The organism is Bacillus sp. Nf3 (assembly GCF_003028545.1).
GTDB classification, from domain to species: Bacteria; Bacillota; Bacilli; order Bacillales; family Bacillaceae; genus Bacillus; species Bacillus safensis.
Genome location: NZ_PYUA01000001.1, coordinates 234,993 through 251,005, shown reverse-complemented (window position 1 = coordinate 251,005; position 16,013 = coordinate 234,993). Strand labels below are relative to the sequence as shown.

Below are 16,013 nucleotides of genomic sequence, written 5' to 3'. Positions count from 1 at the left end.
CTATCTTCATCTCTGAAAATCCACACCAGTTTTTGTTTTGAGCAGAGAAAGCAGAACATCGATAGATCGCGCATGAGGATAGTGTTGTTTAATGAACTGAGCTCCTTGCTGCTTTGCCAGCTTCATCTCTTGTTCATCCGACAAAATACGAATGGCTTTCTCAGCTAGTTCAACAGGGTTTTCCATATGATAGCTGCCAAGCGACTCGTAATATGGGTATCTTCTGCCTTCTGTCATTTTCCCGATCAGCACACTCTTTTCAAAAAGCATGGCTTCAAGACCAACTGTTGATGTGAGCGTAATTACGATATCCACATATGGCAGCAGGTCATACAGGTCAATTTCTTTTTTAATCAATTTCACATGATTTCCCGCTCGTTCAATAGACACATAGTCGTTTAATCGATTCCGAGCAATTTCCCAAGGATGCGGCTTCATGACCAGCTGAATGTCTTTCCGTTTGGCAATCGTTTTAAGAACATCACCATAGAAGGCTTCAGAAAACGGCTGCGTTGCCACAAGCACGGTCTTTTTAGCCGGACTGAAGTTCAATTTACGAAAAATAAGATCCTGTTGAAGCGGTGTTCGCTCCTTCACCAAATCAAACCTCGGATGACCTGTGATTTCCACCTGTTCCGGCTGACAGCCTTTGTCTACATACCAGTCCTTTTCATACTTTCCAAACACCCCATGGCAAGTAGTGAAAATCGGTAAAAAGGCTTCGTCTCCCATAAGCGCGCCGTGCTGAAGACAGATACTCGTCAGCTGGCGTTTCACTGTTTGCAAAGCGAGTACGCGGCTGTAAGCATCTTCCGTCGTTCCAACAATGACAGCTGTAATCGGCTGCATTTGAAACAGCACTTCTATCTGGTCAATGACATCAATAAATTGCACAATGTCCTTCCGCAATTTTTCTCTAAAAAAGACATTGCCAAAGACAGGGTGGTGAGCGTAAGGTTTAAGGAGAGCATTTGCTTTTTCAATATATTCAGCGTGGGCTTCTTTATTAACCTCTCCGGTTAATTCCGGCTTACTGATAACAGGTAATCCGAAATAATCTGCCTTCTTCCAGCGAGCAAGCACCACCGTTTGGTTTGGATGGAACCGCTTGTAATTTTGTTCAGTAAAACGCAGGTGTTCAAAGTGAAGCAATACCTTTCCATTCGCCGGGCGATAAGCGATACGCTTGATCTGCTGCTTATGCTGATCAAAAAATGGCTGAATCTCTTCCGGTAATGGACAATCGGTTGTCAGTTCTTGACCAAATGCTGCATCTTCCATGCGTTCCCTCACTTCAGGACTGATATATTGATAAAAATTACTGATCAACCCAAGAGGAATTTCCTTGTAGGACAAATCTTTCATCAGATTCACATACTCAAAGTACACCTGCCAATAATGATGAATATAGTGCGACATTTCAGGTCACCTCCCATATTTTTGTTTTAATATGCTACGGAGATCCCAGCAGGTAGACTGCTTGGGAAGTGCTTGAATAAAGGCACTTTTCTCTTCTGCTGCCAGCTGATAATGAATCGACTGTTCTGTGATGTAATTTGTATCTAATATTTCATCAAAGGGATAAAACGGATAAAAATGATTTAGCCGAAAAAAGAAACGGGCATCCCCTATTCGATAAAAATGCGGACTCTCGTCCCAGTAGGACCCAAATTCATCATGAATTTTTGATAAGATGGATGCACGATGCACGACAGAGCAATGATCTATAGCGCAGGGAGCATTCCATTGCACTGTTTGCGCCGGCCGAATCATTTCCTTCACTGGCTCTTTTTTGCTATTTAAATAGATAACTTTAGAACTAGAATAGACAATATCTTTACCTGGATGGGCATCTAGATAATGAGTGAGCTTCTCTAAACGGTCCGGGGCATAGACATTGTCATCTGTGGCATAGGAAATATACTCGCCCTTTGCCAGTTCTAATGCTTGATTAATCAGCACGGCGTAGCGAGTTTTCGTTGTTCTCTCTCCCAATGTTTTGACACCGCTTTGGATAAAGTGAACGCGGGGATCTTTGCGAAACGGTTCAATAGCAGCAAGGGTTTTTTCGTTTGATCCATCATCCATGATAAAAAGTTCAAAGTCTGACAGCGTCTGCTGCAGGACCGCTTCAATCGATCTGCCGACGTAAGCCGCCTTGTTGTAGCTCGTCATAATGACAGTTACTTTTGTCAAAATTATCACCTCGGTCTCTTTCAAACTATGTTTATCATATGTGTCTCCTCTGAAAGAGACTGTAGAGTGACCTATTTTTTATAAAATTGGATTTTTTTAATGATCTTTCTTTGAAAAACGCGAAATTTTTGGTAATATAAGTAATCATTTATGTGTATTAAAGGAGTAAAGAACATTGGAAGCTATGAAGAATGATCACTCCCAAGAAGAGGAAGTAAAAGGATTTTTTCGATTTTTTAAAATTTTCGTCGCGACAAAAACGATTATTCGCTCATATCGACATTCCAATATTCCAATTTGGCTGATGATGCTCCTTGCAAGTTTCGCCGGTACAGGCTGGATCTACGAAGGGTATTTTAGCGAGTATATGGGCAATCATATTCCATTCCCTTTTATTCTGTTACAAGGAGCGGGTTATGGTATTTTGGCAGGCAATATGATTCTATTTTTCGGTGCCCTCATCATCAAATGGTTAGGGCGTCTCTTTTTCGGCTGTCAAACGGCGTATCGAGATATACTCAAGGCCTGCACACTGACAGTCTTTTTCCCTTCTGCTTTATTTGCACTTACTTGGATTTCCACTGTTGGGATGCTCGGTCCGTATACGTTTGTTAAAATCACACCATATTTAGATCAGCATTATGAAGTATGGTATTATATCGATCTTTTGACTCTTACGGATGTATATGCAAAGACGTGGATATTTGGAATGGCTGTTTTAGGCATTGTCGCTGTGATGAAACTCAGATTATGGCAAGCCTTCATCATTGTGATCACACCGCCCGCCGCGTTTTTTCTCATCGTGACACTTTTATTTGATGTCCAGCACGCTGTAAACTGGATCATGTAAAAAGGACGAGTACCGATAGAAGGCGAAGGTTTGTCTACACACTGAGGAATTGCGTAGCAGTTCCTTTTTTTCGTTCAATGTACATATTCTCCCCTCCTGTCTCATAGTGTGAAAGAGAGAAAGAATGCTATGGAAACAACAGGCGCCTAAACGCCTTCTGTTTAGAACACCATGAGGAAAGAGGAGGAACGTTATGAAATTGAAAAATCAATTTGGGCAAGGTTCGGGTTTCGAAGGTCAAGATTTCCGCCAGCAACAATATGGAGCAAATCCGTATCCTGCACAGCAGATGGGTTATTCAGTCCCTCCCCAAACGCAGGGTCAAATGCAAGGTCAAATGCAGCAGGGGTTTTCACCAATGCCGTCTACCGGCACTTCACAAGGAGGCCAAGGAACGCAAGGCGGCGGTCAGCCATATCAAATTCCCTCTGGACCGATCTATCAGCAAAATGTCACCGGACAGCTGCCTATTGAGCAGTCCTATATTGAAAATATTTTACGATTGAACCGCGGCAAGGTAGCCACGATTTATATGACATTTGAGGCGAGTAAGGAATGGAATTCGAAGATTTTTAGAGGCGTCATTGAAGCTGCAGGACGTGACCACATTATCATTAGTGATAACAAAACAGGAACACGATACTTACTATTAACAATCTATCTTGATTACATTACGTTTGATGGAGAAATTCAGTACGACTATCCATATTCGATGTCAACATATTCTCCGAGATAACGTCATACATGGCAAAAGCAAGGCACAGGTGCCCTTGCTTTTTTCTTTTGTCTAGGTTTTTGTCACACCTCTGGGGCGCGGCTCATAAGATGCCTAGTAGTTTTTATCAAAAGCCTAGAGGTGACATCAATGACTGTTGAACTGGATTATACATCACCAAATGTGAAATTTTCATACGATCTGAATCAAAGCCCCCTTGTGAAATACGATCAGCATAACCTGATTAATGTGTTAGGAAAAAAACAATTAAACTCATTGGATCAAGTGTCCCTGCTGGATATATATTTGAGTAAAAGCAAAGTCGTAGAGCCTCATTATCATCAAAATGCCGCAGAGCTTGTTTATTGTATAGCCGGTTCTGCTGCCGTATCGATGCTGAATCCATTTACAAAAAAACTGCACACCTACACCATTACACCTGGACAGGTGGCAAACGTGCCTCAAGGCTGGTGGCACTATGAAGTCGCTCTCCAAGACAGAACTCATTTGTTAGCCATTTTTAACGCATCTACACCTGAAGTGATCCTAGGCTCAGACCTTCTTACCCTCACCCCTTCTCACATCATGGCCCATACTTATTGCATGAACGAAACACAGTGGAAGCAGGCGACAAAGCCTGTGAAACCCAGCGTGTTTATCGGACCATTTTGCCACCGGGAGGAGGAGTCTCAAACGCACCCTGTCCCTCCTTCTCACTACGTCCCTTATTATCAAGCACCACCCAATTATACTCCTTACTGGAGTTAAGAAAAAAACCGATGCCCCTATAAGAGCATCGGTTTTTTACCTTATAAATTTTTTGCTGCTGCAATGACCAGCATGATCCAAGAGGCGATAAATGCTACTCCGCCAATTGGGGTAATGGCACCTAGAATCTTCACCTGAGTCAATGCCAGCACATAAAGGCTTCCTGAGAAGAAAAGGATGCCTGCAAGCATCACCCAGCCAGCGGCAGGAACCAAGGAGACACCTGACAGCTTATCTGCAAGAAAAGCGACAACAAATAAGCCAATGGCATGGAACATCTGATATTGAACACCTTTATTCCATATTTCTATATATTTTTCAGGGATTTTCCCTTCTAGACCGTGTGCACCGAAGGCTCCAAGGCCTACAGCAAGCATGGCGTTAATGGCACCTAAAATGAAAAATAGTTTCATTCGTCATTCTCCTTATCTCGTCAATTATGTTTATCATAGCGCGGGTGAAGGGCGACATTCAACTTTCCCTTTACGTTGACACGAGATTGTCGGATTTCTTTTTCTTTCGTAACAAGACCTGATCGACAACAATCGCAATGAGCGTGCCTAGAACAAGACCGTTGCTTAATAATGAAATGAGCACAGGATGCATTCCTTTCAAAGCCCCCTGAGGCACAAACATCGCCCCTACTCCTGCTAAAACGGCAATCCCAAGAACAAAGCGAATCCGCGGGATTTCTTCTTTCTCATATTGATCAAACTCCGACATCGCAATCCCAATCATGGAAGAGAAGACCACAAAGTTTACAGCAAGCCCCACAGGTGATGGCAATGCAGAGAAAAAGCTCATGAGCAGCGGAAACAAACTAATGAGAACAATAAGCAGACTTCCTATGAAAAAAGGCTTTCTCGAAGGAATTTTGGTTGTCTGGATAAATCCTGCTGCCCCCGAAATAGGTACAGGCGCAATCGCACCGATCAGCCCGCTTAGTAAATGACCAAATGCTGCGACAAAACCAGCAGGGCGTGCTCTCTTCCGCTCACGCAGTTCACCAAATGCCTTCACTGAGCTTTCCACAATTCGAATACTTGCCAGCATGTTCACAATGAGTAAAATCGTTATAAAAAAGGACGTGACAAGCAATCCGCTGTCAAAGACCGGCATACCGAATGGAAACAGCTTCGGAAACTCGATGATTTGCTCTGGAATTCGAACTGGCTTCGCCAATCCGAGTAGAGCGAATAACAGCCATCCGCCTGCAAGTGCGAATAACACAGAAAACTGCCTCAAGTAATGCCATTTTGAGCGGCTGATCATGAAGGTGAGGATAATAATCAAGATCGATAAGCAAAAGACAAGCCCATCTACTTGATTTCCTCGATAGCCGATCCCCATCAGCCCTTTCATGATTGGCTGACTTAGCTGCACAACAAGCAGCAGCAGGTAAATGCCTGTGACGACTGGCGTAAATAAAGACGCGAGCCAATTGATGATTTTAAATAGACTAAAAATAAAAAAGAAAATAGCACTAATAATTAAAGCCCCTTGTAATGCTTGCAAAGTTTCAGGATACGTCGCAAAGATTGTTCCTGTCATGCCGGCATAAAGGGTATACACACCCCACCAAAGCCCTGCTGGACTTTCATTAATCGGCAGCATATGGCCGCATAAACACTGCACCATCGCCACAAGACCAAGTGAAAAGAAAGTACTTTGAATCAGCTCTGCCGATTGTACTTGATTCAATTCAAATGCTTGTGCAATCGCAATTGGTACGGCAATAGAAGCTGCGATAAAAAATGCCATCCACTGAATGGCGCCCAAAAATAGTTTCAAACCGATCACCTTCCCTTTGTCGTGACAAGACCATTAAAAATCAAAAATAGAGTCGCCGTTCCCGTCCTTCTCTTTTTGACCCTCATCATTTTGCTGAAATTTCTTCGCGCCACTTGTGCCCATGAGTTTCTCCAGCATGGCTTGATCTGTAGACACAGATGGCGCTGATGGTGTATGTATCGATGGAGGTGGTGAGATGACTGGCGACTGCGGCATTTGCGCCTGTGATGGTGCGTCGAGAATGACATCACATAGTGAAGAAATCGCTGCCACTTGACGTTTCACCTCTTCATCATTTCCACTTTGTTTTGCTTTTTGAACCGCTTCCTCCATTTTTTGAAGCAGGCTTGATATATGAATATTCAAGGGTAGACCCTCCAATCTAAAAAAATCTCTTTTCAACATTATTTTACCAAATGAACAAACCAAATGGGTTCATTTTTTCAAAGCAGTGCGCTCAGCCTCTCTAATTTGACCCCTCATCTTCATTCACACATAATAAAAGAAACAAAATCTTCTATGAAAGGATTAAATCATGAACAAGCTCACCGCTCTATTTCAGAAACAAAAAGTCTTTCAGAAGCCGGCAGTTAAAGAACGCATCCGCATTCTTCAAGACTTAAAAGCAGCAATCAAACAGCATGAGAAGGATATTTTACAGGCCTTAACCCATGATTTACATAAATCCGAACAGGAAGCCTATACAACAGAGATCGGAATGGTGTATGAAGAAATCAATCATACCATCAAGCACCTTCACAAATGGGCGAAGCCAACACGCGTGAAAACACCGCTGACTCATATCGGATCGAAAAGCATGATCATCAAGGAGCCCTATGGAAGTGTGCTCATCATTGCTCCTTGGAACTATCCTTTCCAATTGGCCCTTTCTCCATTAGTCGGCGCGATTTCTGCGGGAAATGCCGTGATTTTAAAACCGTCTGAGCTGACCCCGGCAGTCTCACAAGTGATCAGCACTATCATCAAACGTGTATTTCAAGAAGACCATGCGGCTGTTGTAGAGGGCGGTGTCGATGTTAGTACAGAACTGTTGAAGCTGCCCTTTGATTATATCTTCTTTACTGGAAGTGTGGCAGTCGGCAAAGTCGTCATGGAAGCCGCCGCAAAGCATTTGACCCCTGTCACACTTGAGCTTGGCGGAAAAAGCCCCTGCATCGTCATGCCTGATGCCGACATCAAGCTAGCAGCGAAGCGGATCACCTTTGGAAAATTCACCAATGCAGGGCAAACTTGCATTGCACCAGACTATTTGCTCGTTCATGAATCCATCAAAGAGGAACTTCTGCGAGAAATGACGGCCTGTATCCGTGACTTTTATGGTGAACATCCCGAAACGCATCCGCACTTTGGCAAAAATGTCAGTCAGCGTCATTTTGACAGGCTCACACAATTTCTCTCAAATGGAACGATCGTCACAGGTGGACAGCGCAATGAACACGAGCTTAAAATCGCTCCGACCATTTTAGACGACATCACCTGGGAGGATCCCGTCATGCAGGAGGAAATTTTCGGGCCGATCCTGCCTGTCATGACCTTTGATTCTCTGCATGAGGTAGCGCATATGATCGAAGCAAGGCCAAAGCCGCTTGCGCTTTACTTATTTACAACAAATAAAGAAACAGAATCCTATATTCTAGAGAACCTCTCATTTGGCGGAGGATGTATCAATGACACGCTTATGCATGTCGCTACACCTTACCTGCCATTCGGAGGCGTCGGCGAAAGCGGCATGGGACGATATCACGGGAAGGAAAGCTTCTTTACTTTTACGCATGAAAAAAGCGTCCTGCGCCAAACGAACCGCTTCGATTTTTCCTTCCGTTATCCAAATGCAAAAAACGGACTCGACTTGGTCCGCAAATTTTTAAAATAAACAGGACGAAGGGGCTCTCCCCTCGTCCTATTTTCATTCAATATCCTTGATACACCAATTGATTTCTTCGAATCCCATTTGCTTTAAATACGTGTTTACCTTTGAAAACGGACGACTGCCAAAAAAGCCGTTTCTTGCAGAAAAAGGACTTGGATGAGGTGACTCAATGATGTAATGCTTGTTTTGATCAATGCGTTCTTTCTTGTTTTGAGCATGTCTGCCCCATAACACAAAAACGACGGGCTGATCACGTTCATTCAGCACATCAATCACGCGGTCTGTCACACGTTCCCAGCCTTTTCCTTTATGCGAATTCGCCTCGCCCTTTCTCACAGTCAGTACAGTGTTTAAGAGTAGCACACCCTGCTCTGCCCAGCTGACAAGTGAGCCGTGGTTTGGAACAGGACAGCCAAGATCATCCTTTAGCTCTTGAAAAATATTTCTCAAAGATGGCGGGTGTTTGACACCTGGCTGAACAGAAAAGCTTAATCCATGTGCCTGCCCTGGGCCATGATAAGGGTCTTGTCCTAAAATCACCACTTTGACCTTTTCATATGACGTCAAATGAAGGGCACGATACACGTCATCTGGTTTTGGAAAAACGGTCTGCGTGCGATATTCTTCCTTCATCCATTCACGTAATTCCTGATAATATGGCTGTTCAAATTCACTTTTCATCACAGCCCACCAGCTATCATTTAAAAATGGCTTCATTGTGGTTTTCCTCCTTCTACTTGCTGCGCTAGTCTGGAGATCATCGGTTTTCCATCCCACACAATCTCACTCTCTGATTCTCGCTTTTTCATCGCTGGTTCTTCTAATAATATAGCAAAGTTAGCTGTTGGCAGGTCGCCTAAATCATGCTTTTCACTTAAATCATCTAGGTAGTTCTTCCTTGTTTCACCAAGATCACTAGACTGATTTCCACCGCCGTCAAAAAACGCATAGATCACGCTGGCAGCTGGTACTCGTTTGACTCGGGCATGCTGTGATACACGCAAAAAGAAGTCCCAGTCCCAATAATGATGCATCGCTGGATCAAAATAGCCAATCTCATCGTGTATAGAGCGTTTGTACATACTGCCAGAAGGAACATATGTAGAAAAGACACGCATATCCTCAATGTCCGCTGTATAAGCAAACAAACGTCTCGACAGTGGAAAGCGGGTCGCGCCTTTTTCTTCAAACGACACAATTTCTGCATCAGAAAAGACAAAATCGGCATCTTCCAACGCCTTGCTCATGCGTTCGATATGACAAGGTGTGAAGTAATCATCGTCGTCACTCAGCATGATGACGTCGCCTGTCAGCTCCCGGATCCCCACATTTCTGGCATTCACATGCTGGACATTCTCATCTAAATGAATCAAGCGGATCGGAAGCTCAGGGTAAAGTTCCTGAATGCTGTCGACTCGCTCTCCTGCATCATTGACGACGACAATTTCAAAAGGCTGTACGGTTTGTCTTGAAATGGATTCAAGCAGCTCACACAATGCGCTGAGCCGGTTATGTGTCACAATTAATAAGGAAATCTTCATATGCAGCTTACTCCTTTAATAGATTCGTCTTTTTCCATTAAAACATAAATTGACTTTCTTCTCATGATATAAAAGGCGGTTTGATTTGATGAGAAAATGGGAATTTTTGATGAAAGGAGTGATGATAATGGAATATATCACGGCTGAGAATAGTAAAGAAGCGAAACAGGCCATCGACCACATTCATTCATCGGGTTCAACAAAGGACGCTGTATTTGTTTTTGCGTACGACCCAGAACGCTCTGATACCGTAACAGAGTATACAGACGCCAAAAGCATGACTGCGGTCGATCAAGGGATTTTGGATCAAGTCGCCAATGTCATTCGTACCCGGGATGATGAACTGATGGCCAAAATGATGTCAGCTGGCGCCGATCAAGAGTTAGCTTTAACCCTTTTAGACGAACTGAAAAAAGGGAAATTGGTGATTTGTAAAAGGTAAGAAAGAGAGGCGTTCCGAAGAGAGGAACGCTTTTTTATGCCGTTTCATTGTGATAAATGGAAAAGCTGATTATAATAAGGGATAGAACAATAACTGTTACACATCACATTGGAGGTTCAGCAACTATGTCTATGAATAAAGCACTCACCATCGCAGGTTCGGATTCAAGCGGCGGTGCAGGTATCCAAGCAGATTTAAAAACGTTTCAAGAAAAAAACGTCTACGGGATGACAGCTTTAACCGTTGTCGTTGCAATGGACCCTCATAATCATTGGGATCATCAGGTGTTTCCAATTGATACGGCGACGATTCGCGCGCAGCTCTCTACCATTGTTGAAGGCATTGGTGTAGATGCACTGAAAACGGGTATGCTCCCAACCGTCGACGTGATCGAGCTTGCAGCTGAAACCATCAAAACATACGACCTAAAAAATGTCGTCATTGATCCTGTTATGGTTTGTAAGGGTGCGAACGAAGTCCTTTACCCAGAGCACGCGGAAGCATTGCGCGAAAAGCTCACGCCACTGGCAACCGTTATTACACCTAACCTTTTCGAAGCAGGTCAATTAAGCGGAATCGGCGAGATCAAAACGATTGAACAAATGGAAGAAGCAGCAAAACGCATTCACGAACTTGGTGCAAAATATGTGGTCATCACTGGAGGCGGTAAGCTAAGCGAAGACAAAGCCATCGATTTGCTTTATGATGGACAAACCTTCGAACGCCTTGAAACAGATAAAATCGACACAGAATACACACACGGCGCAGGCTGCACATTCTCAGCAGCAGTCACAGCTGAACTAGCGAATGGATCAGACGTGAAAGAAGCCATTTATGCAGCAAAAGAATTCATCACTGCTGCCATCAAAGGCTCTTTCCAGCTAAACGAATACATCGGACCAACAAAGCATTCTGCTCATCGTTTTGACAAATAAAACAAAAAAAAGCCGATTCGCCGTTTAGGTGAATCGGTTTTTTGTTTATCGAAAGCTTCTTCTCTGTGCAAACAGCCAATCGGTTAAGCCTGGCGTCTCATAAGCAGGCGTCCATGATGCATGGTCATATCCATACTTGCTTGCGTACTCCGTATAAAGCGGCTGGCCGCCTGCTTTTTGAATAGCTTGAATTGTATTTCTCGCATAGCCGATAGGGATAATGGAATCATCTTCTGCATGAAATGCCCATATTGGCTTGTGTGCTAATATTCCTGCCTTGCTTGGATCTGCACCCCCAGCAATAGGAATCATCGCTGCAAACAAACGAGGATATGTGATATTCAACTGGTACGTGCCAAATCCACCTTGTGATAAACCCGTCGCATAAATCCTTTTCTGATCAATCTGATAAGAAGTTAACACATGCTGAAGGACATCATAAGCTTTGTGTAAATCCGGTGAAAATTGAAACACGTTTGTCAGATCGATTTCATTTTGCAAATTTCTTGTTAATGCAAAGCCTCCATCCACAGCATTTCGCGCCTGAGGGGCTAATACGTACGAAGGATGTTTCTTTTGGACTTCAGGGGAAGCCCATAAAACTGCACCATCATTCGCAAGTAACTGCTTTTGATTGTCTGTTCCCCTCTCACCTCCTCCATGTAAGAACAGGACGAGAGGATAGGCTTTACCCCTCTTACGATTTTTTGGAATATACAGCCGATAAGGCATTCCTTTGTATTCGAAAGATAAAAAAGATGATGCAATGTCCTCTCGTGTGACAAACCGATAATTGTATGTAGATGTGGAAAGGCGGTGACTTTTATTGTAAACGCTTACTTTTAAAGTCGTATCTGTTTCGATATGAATGGGCTTTTTGTACAACTGACTTTGAGTTGTCGGCTGGCTGCCATCTGTTGTGTAATAAAGAGAAGCTTTTTGAACGTGAGAATGCAGAGCTACCTCTTGTGAACGATAATATTGACCAGACGGGACTGAAGCAGTTGATGCAGCATACGACGTTTGATTTCGGGCAGAAGAAATGGAAGGAAAAAGAAAACTCATAGAAAATAAGACAATCATAAAGGTGATCAGGCATTTCTTGGTTGTATGGTTCATATCGTTCCTCCTGTACATGCTCAGATGAATTTTTATTTATTATTTATCATGACAATAAGAATGTCAACGCTTTCATTCAAATTTCTGAATAATCTGACCGAAACAAAAAAGCATACCCGCAACCGAGTACACTCTTTTATCCATACATGAATGCCTATTTTTGCTGATCGGACTCTTTCGCCATTTTTCGAATAAAGGCTTCGATGGATTCAACAAATAAAGCATATTCTTTCATTTGTTTATACGTATCTGTCAGCTTCTCTTTCACTTCTTCCTGCTCTAAAGAAGGTTCACCGAGAATAGATTGAACTTGAATGAGCAATTCTTTATATTCTTCACGTTTATCTTCAACATGATCTGCCATTGTCTCCAAGCGTTTTCTAGTCGTCGGCTGCTGTTTTGAATTCAAGTAAACAACCCCTTTTTTGTCCTACCGCATTTGGATAAACGTCAGCCTCAGCTGTATATATTTTAAAATGATACCATAATTCCACCTGTTATCATATATGTAAAACGTCATCAAACCGCTTTAGGCCAACCTTGTATATACATGGTATAGGCTTTAAGATACAGGCTGATTTCACTAGAAAAAAGCAGATCATTGATCTGCTCAGATTGTAGATAAATTATTTTTCAAGCCGGATTTCCCCTATTTCCTTCTGACTCTTGAAGGCAGTTCTTTTTTGCTCAAATTTCATAGCTAATACTAATATGAAAGCTATTATTAAAATAATACTTAAGAAAATCAAACCGGCTTGCATTTTTCCTGTAGCATCTTTTAGCCATCCAACTGCATAAGGGCCAACAAAACCTCCTAGACTTCCAATTGAATTAATGACTGCAATTCCAACAGCTACTGTGGCCGGACTCAATATCATTGTGGGTAATGACCAAAAAGGACCTTTAAAACAATACATGGCTGCCAATGAAATGGTGATGAAAATCATTGCAATAAATGGATTGGATACCATTCCTACACTGAGTAACGTTAAACCAGCTACGAGTAATGGTAAAGCTGTGTGCATACGTCTTTCACCAGTGCGATCTGAGCGTCTTGACCAGTAATTCATGACGATTGAAGCAATAATATAAGGGATTGTAGCAATGAAGCCGATTTGGGTGTTTGATAAATAGCTAGATAATCCTTTAATAATTTGGGGCATCCAATATCCAACACCCAGTGTACCTGCAGTATATACAAAGTAAATTAAGGCGAGGTACCACAGTTTAGGATCAGTCAAGGCCGTCTTATGACTAGAGGTTTGTTGGCCTTTCTTTTCTCGTAGCTCCTCGTCCTTTCTTAATTCTGAAATCAACCAATTTTTTTCTTCGGCTGTTAGCCACTTTGCTTGTTCTGGCCGGTCTGTTAAGTAGAAATATGTAACAAACCCTAAAATAACAGCAGGGGCGCCTTCGATAATAAACATCCAACGCCATCCAGGCACATTCATCCAATGAATATGATCAATAATTAAAGTAGAAACGGGAGCTCCTATAATATAAGAAACGGCGATTGCTGTCATAAACATCGCAATTGTACTTGCTCTTTCTTTAGCTCGGAACCAATAAGTAAGGTATAGAATAATACCTGGAAATAGACCTGCCTCTGCTATTCCAAGAAGGAATCTAATGATATAAAGCTGGGTAGCATTCTGAGCAAACCCAGTTGCCATAGAAATAATTCCCCAAGTAAAGAGTATCCTAGTAATCCAAACTCTTGCCCCAAATTTTTGCATTAAAATATTACTTGGTACTTCAAAGAGAAAATAACCAATAAAAAAAATACCTGTCACAAGACCAAACATTTTACTTGTTAGTCCTAGTGCTTCATTCATTTCCAATGCAGCATATCCCACATTTGCCCTGTCTAGATAAGAAATAATATAGAGTAAAAATAGTAACGGGATAATTCTTCGTGTCACCTTTCGAATCGTCTTCTTTTCGAAATTCAATTGAGAATTTTCCAATCAAATTCCTCCTTTTAAAAAGAAATTTTGATAACGCTTACATTTATCTAAAAAATAAAGAGATACTCTTACGGTTCTGTAAGATGTCTAAGAGTATCTCCATTTACCCTTCTGTTGTTTCCTCAAGACAGCGAACAAAATGAAATATATCTGTCAAAAATGTTTATTTCCAACTAGAAACGCTCTCAATATCTGGTATACCGTTAAATATTAAGTGTTTCGGTTGATAATTAATGTTACCTAACACGGTTTCTCCATCTACATCAGGAAAAGCAGTCTCAGTAGAAGTAGAATCCAGAACCACAAGGTTATTTGGAGTAAAAGTAAAATCGTCAATTCCTAACAATTTAGGAGCTGTTACCAGAACGGTTCTAAAAGCTTCATCTAGAGACAGTCCACCTACAATCATTTTAGAAATGATATAGCTCATGTTATAAACAGGGTATTTTCTCCATGACGCGCTTGTTAAATCTGAACTGATAGTATCTGGTTTAATTCCCTCAGCTAAGCATTTATAAAAAACATTCCAATTAAAGTGTTTTCTACCGTGACCGATATCTAATACTATCCCTCTTTCTACTGCAGCTAGAAATTCTTTTTTTACCTTCCCGGCAGTATTTAACACGTTTCCATCCCTTCCTTGAAATGGATGAGTGAGAATGTCCCCTTTATTAAAATATTGTGTTACCTCTTCAATATCTAGTTTAGTTTCAGTTAAATGAACCATCATTCGTAAATCAGTTCGATCGGCTGCTTCTCTTGCTAAGCGTAATAAAGACCGGTCAGTCGTTATGTCCACCTGACCTAAGCGAATCTTAATTCCTAATAAACGATCATCAGCTAAAGATGCAACTTCAACAATTCGATCCAACGAAATACTTTCTGGCTTGGTTGGGTTAGGGTTGGGATGATTGGTTAGCCCTTCTGGTAAGGCTGATAACCAAGAACGAACTGTTAATGGGCTCTTTTCCCAATAACGATTTGCTTCCTCCCATCCGTCATAGCCAAAAGTACCTGCGTCCCCAACTGTCGTTACTCCTGAGGAGAGATATTGTTTATCTTTCACACCAATCTCCGCTCCAGGTGCCCATAAATGACAATGAAAATCGACTAGTCCTGGTACAATTACGCTAGATTCAGATAAATGAATCTCCCTATCATCCTCATGAGTAACTGTTATTCTTGTAGACTTATTTGGAATGAATCCCTTTTCTGACCAAATAGAACCGCCTTTAAAATTCCATACTCCCATGCAAATACACCCCTTAACTTCATATTGATATAATAGATTCGTTTATTTAATTGTTAACAATAGCATTCTCTTTACATGCCTTGATAACATCCAACCACTGTGCTAAATCACTGACCAACATACACTCCTCTTCTTTTTGGATAGTGGAAACAATCAACTAAGTGGTTCATTTCCAAACACAAACCAAAAAGATAGCGCTTTCAAAAAATAAAATGAATGACGCAACCCCTACCCAAAGGATTATCACGCACCTCAAAAAAATTTTTATGATTTATCTTACGTAATAAAAATTACTATTTTTTATATAAAAGTAATATTTATTACCAATAATTTAAATGTATGTTATCACTCATACTTAATAAAGTAAACCTTTTTTATAAAGAACAGCAGATAAAGTAAAACGAACAGTGAAGCAAATGGGAAACGATCGTTTGCCGGAAAATATAATGGAATTGATGGCGAGGGATATGTAGACGTTGTGATTACCATTGGTCCAAAAGCAAAAAACAATGAAAATAAAAATTCCACTTATGATCAGTGGAATAA

The 16,013-nt window shown here is 41.7% G+C and carries 17 protein-coding genes; 6 read left to right on the top strand and 11 right to left on the bottom strand.

Features of this window, described 5'->3' with window-relative positions:
• Positions 1 to 6: 6 nt before the first annotated feature.
• Together C9414_RS01215 and C9414_RS01210 are read right to left on the bottom strand one after the other, a co-directional pair.
• Positions 7 to 1,419 carry a capsular polysaccharide export protein, LipB/KpsS family gene (locus C9414_RS01215; protein WP_107162890.1) on the bottom strand — a complete coding sequence of 471 codons (1,413 nt, stop codon included), beginning with the start codon at positions 1,417 to 1,419 and terminating at the stop codon, positions 7 to 9.
• A 6-nt stretch (positions 1,420 to 1,425) separates the two neighbouring features.
• Complete coding sequence (locus tag C9414_RS01210; protein WP_181286089.1) at positions 1,426 to 2,196, bottom strand: glycosyltransferase family 2 protein; 771 nt, start codon at positions 2,194 to 2,196, stop codon at positions 1,426 to 1,428.
• Positions 2,197 to 2,380: 184 nt separating this feature from the next.
• On the opposite strand from C9414_RS01210, the gene C9414_RS01205 reads away from it, so the two are divergent.
• From C9414_RS01205 to C9414_RS01195, 3 genes are all read left to right on the top strand, one after another.
• Complete coding sequence (locus C9414_RS01205) at positions 2,381 to 3,046, top strand: YIP1 family protein (protein ID WP_224929978.1); 666 nt, start codon at positions 2,381 to 2,383, stop codon at positions 3,044 to 3,046.
• Between the two features lie 193 nt (positions 3,047 to 3,239).
• Positions 3,240 to 3,782 carry a spore coat protein GerQ gene (gene gerQ / locus C9414_RS01200; RefSeq protein ID WP_034660388.1) on the top strand — a complete coding sequence of 181 codons (543 nt, stop codon included), beginning with the start codon at positions 3,240 to 3,242 and terminating at the stop codon, positions 3,780 to 3,782.
• A gap of 129 nt (positions 3,783 to 3,911) precedes the next feature.
• Positions 3,912 to 4,529 carry a cupin domain-containing protein gene (locus C9414_RS01195; protein ID WP_039182316.1) on the top strand — a complete coding sequence of 206 codons (618 nt, stop codon included), beginning with the start codon at positions 3,912 to 3,914 and terminating at the stop codon, positions 4,527 to 4,529.
• Between the two features lie 41 nt (positions 4,530 to 4,570).
• Here the strand turns inward: C9414_RS01195 and C9414_RS01190 are convergent, their stop codons facing one another.
• From C9414_RS01190 to C9414_RS01180, 3 genes are all read right to left on the bottom strand, one after another.
• The gene (locus tag C9414_RS01190) at positions 4,571 to 4,942 is read right to left on the bottom strand and encodes a DUF423 domain-containing protein (protein WP_025093833.1); all 372 of its coding nucleotides are present in this window, start codon (positions 4,940 to 4,942) and stop codon (positions 4,571 to 4,573) included.
• Between the two features lie 70 nt (positions 4,943 to 5,012).
• On the bottom strand, positions 5,013 to 6,320 hold the full coding sequence (locus C9414_RS01185) for a purine/pyrimidine permease (protein WP_107162888.1): 1,308 nt from the start codon (positions 6,318 to 6,320) through the stop codon (positions 5,013 to 5,015).
• A 33-nt stretch (positions 6,321 to 6,353) separates the two neighbouring features.
• On the bottom strand, positions 6,354 to 6,686 hold the full coding sequence (locus tag C9414_RS01180) for a YwdI family protein (RefSeq protein WP_047203643.1): 333 nt from the start codon (positions 6,684 to 6,686) through the stop codon (positions 6,354 to 6,356).
• Between the two features lie 169 nt (positions 6,687 to 6,855).
• On the opposite strand from C9414_RS01180, the gene C9414_RS01175 reads away from it, so the two are divergent.
• Complete coding sequence (locus tag C9414_RS01175; RefSeq protein WP_107162887.1) at positions 6,856 to 8,214, top strand: aldehyde dehydrogenase; 1,359 nt, start codon at positions 6,856 to 6,858, stop codon at positions 8,212 to 8,214.
• A gap of 33 nt (positions 8,215 to 8,247) precedes the next feature.
• Here the strand turns inward: C9414_RS01175 and C9414_RS01170 are convergent, their stop codons facing one another.
• Both C9414_RS01170 and C9414_RS01165 read right to left on the bottom strand, forming a co-directional pair.
• Positions 8,248 to 8,928: a uracil-DNA glycosylase gene (locus C9414_RS01170; RefSeq protein ID WP_039182328.1), complete on the bottom strand. Its 681-nt coding sequence runs from the start codon at positions 8,926 to 8,928 to the stop codon at positions 8,248 to 8,250.
• Entirely contained in the window at positions 8,925 to 9,752 is an 828-nt protein-coding gene (locus tag C9414_RS01165) for a glycosyltransferase family 2 protein (RefSeq protein WP_047203645.1), read from the bottom strand. Before C9414_RS01165 ends, C9414_RS01170 begins: the two co-directional genes overlap by 4 nt.
• Positions 9,753 to 9,879: 127 nt before the next feature.
• Here C9414_RS01165 and C9414_RS01160 point away from each other — a divergent pair, with 127 nt between their 5' ends.
• Together C9414_RS01160 and C9414_RS01155 are read left to right on the top strand one after the other, a co-directional pair.
• Entirely contained in the window at positions 9,880 to 10,194 is a 315-nt protein-coding gene (locus C9414_RS01160) for a YflT domain-containing protein (RefSeq protein ID WP_107163156.1), read from the top strand.
• A 125-nt stretch (positions 10,195 to 10,319) separates the two neighbouring features.
• A complete protein-coding gene (locus C9414_RS01155; RefSeq protein ID WP_024423821.1) occupies positions 10,320 to 11,129 on the top strand; it encodes a bifunctional hydroxymethylpyrimidine kinase/phosphomethylpyrimidine kinase in 810 nt (269 codons plus the stop codon).
• Between the two features lie 45 nt (positions 11,130 to 11,174).
• Here the strand turns inward: C9414_RS01155 and C9414_RS01150 are convergent, their stop codons facing one another.
• The 4 genes from C9414_RS01150 to C9414_RS01135 all read right to left on the bottom strand — a co-directional run bounded on the left by C9414_RS01150 (position 11,175) and on the right by C9414_RS01135 (position 15,467).
• Complete coding sequence (locus C9414_RS01150; protein WP_107162886.1) at positions 11,175 to 12,248, bottom strand: chitobiase/beta-hexosaminidase C-terminal domain-containing protein; 1,074 nt, start codon at positions 12,246 to 12,248, stop codon at positions 11,175 to 11,177.
• 154 nt (positions 12,249 to 12,402) lie between these two features.
• Entirely contained in the window at positions 12,403 to 12,657 is a 255-nt protein-coding gene (locus C9414_RS01145; RefSeq protein ID WP_041087697.1) for a hypothetical protein, read from the bottom strand.
• A gap of 217 nt (positions 12,658 to 12,874) precedes the next feature.
• The gene (locus tag C9414_RS01140; RefSeq protein WP_107162885.1) at positions 12,875 to 14,215 is read right to left on the bottom strand and encodes an MFS transporter; all 1,341 of its coding nucleotides are present in this window, start codon (positions 14,213 to 14,215) and stop codon (positions 12,875 to 12,877) included.
• 163 nt (positions 14,216 to 14,378) lie between these two features.
• Complete coding sequence (locus C9414_RS01135; protein ID WP_047203649.1) at positions 14,379 to 15,467, bottom strand: amidohydrolase family protein; 1,089 nt, start codon at positions 15,465 to 15,467, stop codon at positions 14,379 to 14,381.
• Positions 15,468 to 16,013: the final 546 nt, after the last annotated feature.